Annotated in this window: 3 protein-coding genes; all 3 read right to left on the bottom strand. The window is 47.2% G+C overall.

Features of this window, described 5'->3' with window-relative positions; genetic code table 11:
- Positions 1–357 (bottom strand): hypothetical protein (locus H5U02_15450; GenBank protein MBC7343814.1); only part of this gene is annotated, 357 nt, incomplete at its 3' end.
- 496 nt (positions 358–853) lie between these two features.
- Positions 854–1,255: a putative toxin-antitoxin system toxin component, PIN family gene (locus H5U02_15445; protein MBC7343813.1), complete on the bottom strand. Its 402-nt coding sequence runs from the start codon at positions 1,253–1,255 to the stop codon at positions 854–856.
- The gene (locus H5U02_15440; protein MBC7343812.1) at positions 1,239–1,514 is read right to left on the bottom strand and encodes an AbrB/MazE/SpoVT family DNA-binding domain-containing protein; all 276 of its coding nucleotides are present in this window, start codon (positions 1,512–1,514) and stop codon (positions 1,239–1,241) included. The genes H5U02_15445 and H5U02_15440 overlap by 17 nt, the downstream gene beginning before the upstream one ends.
- Positions 1,515–1,711: the final 197 nt, after the last annotated feature.

Genomic DNA, 1,711 nt, shown 5'->3' with positions numbered 1-1,711 from the left:
GTTGAGCCCAACGTAGGACTTGAGCTCTCCCGGGGTTACTCCTCCCCCAACCGACGCAATGGGAAGATCGCTTACGGTACCGGACGTCACAGCTTGGGCGCTTGCAGGTACAACTTCTTTTCCCAGCTTCACCTCGGCAAGTTCCACCTTGAACTGGTTTGCCTCTTTGGAGGATTCGAGGATGGGAAGCGGTATCTCCCAGGCCAGGGCCTCAGAGCCAAAGGTTACCTCCGGCGGCGTCAGGATGGCGAGGACATGGTCTTCTCCCGGCGGGACCTGCGCGAAAGCGGAGGGCAGGATCGATGTGGCCGCGATAAGCAGGGTTAAAAGGAGCGCTCCCAGGACTCGACGCTTCATGGGCTCCTACCTCCCAATTAGGCTTGGTAGCAACTTCTGGCCTGGTGCGGCTCTACCCTTTTGTTTCTCAGAAACGATTCTGAAGGTTCCCCTACTTCGGTACTGCCATCGATCACCTCCGCTTCTATCATTTGGTAAGGTATTCCCGGCAGACAGTGGACCTTCCTGTTAGATGTTAAAAAATATTCTTTCGGCTAGGGAGAGTGCTGCAGCCATGGTGCCTGAGACTATGTTCCGACTTGGGCACGCTTATGGGTGGAGGCTCTCCTGCCACCACCGGGCCTGGCAGCGGCATATTTGGGAGAGCCTATTCCCTCAAGCTGGCGTTGATTGGTTGGGCTTGGTTGCTTGACACCTGCAACACCTACTTCAATAAGTGTTAACAAAGTGGTGAACGCGGTGACCCCGCGCCGATATGCCCACGAACGCCTGTGAGCTCAATTCCAGCATCCGCACGGAGGCCCTGTCAGGCTGCTATAAATGGTAATAGCTATAGTCAGCCGTATTTTTCTATAAACTGTGTGGGCGTGAGTATCTCCGGCTTTTCAATCCCCAGATCATAAAAATCCTTATCACCTGTAATTAAAACATCTACATCCTCCGTAATGGCTGATACTAGAACAGGCAAGTCTTTTTTATCCCGAATACTCGGGTACTTGTCTGCGTCGATCCTTTCAATTGTATAAGTATATTCAAAAGGCAGTTCCGAAAGAAATGTGTCCAGGGCCTCATATTTCGTAGGAAACTTACGTTTAATTACTGTTTTTAGCTCATCAACTACATAGGATGGCAATACAATAGTGTGGTGGTCGGTAACAGCATCAACCAATTTGCTCATAGCAGGAGTGGGAAAAAGATAAATTGAAATGAGAATATTTGTATCAATCATTACCCGCATAACGTTTTTCCCACATTTCTTTTCTTATTTCATCGACCATATCCACTACATCCTGCTCGTTTCTCAGGCCAAGCCGTTCAGCTTCACCTTGAAATGCCTTTTGGATGTTCAAAAAAGCAACTTTGGCTGCGTTGGCAAAAATAATCTTATCGCCATCTTCAATGAAGATTACCTTATCACCGTCCTTCAGGTTAAGCTTCTTGCGAATATCAATAGGGATTGTAATCTGGCCTTTGCTTGTAATCTTTGCAACTTCCATCTTCATCACCTCTTTCCTTACTTTCCTTACTTATATTATATACCGTTTTCTCAGTGAAATATCAATTCCTATTGGTAATACCCTTCTAATCGGTTCGGAAAAATACTTCCGCGCTTTTAACTTTATCCCAAGCTGCTACCATGACCAATACCCCTAAAAGAACAATGTTCTCTAATCTAAGTATGACCCAGTGCACT

It is taken from the genome of Clostridia bacterium, assembly GCA_014360065.1.
GTDB lineage: Bacteria > Bacillota > DSM-521 > Neomoorellales > JACIYF01 > JACIYF01.
This window is presented reverse-complemented; position numbering and strand designations above follow the sequence as displayed.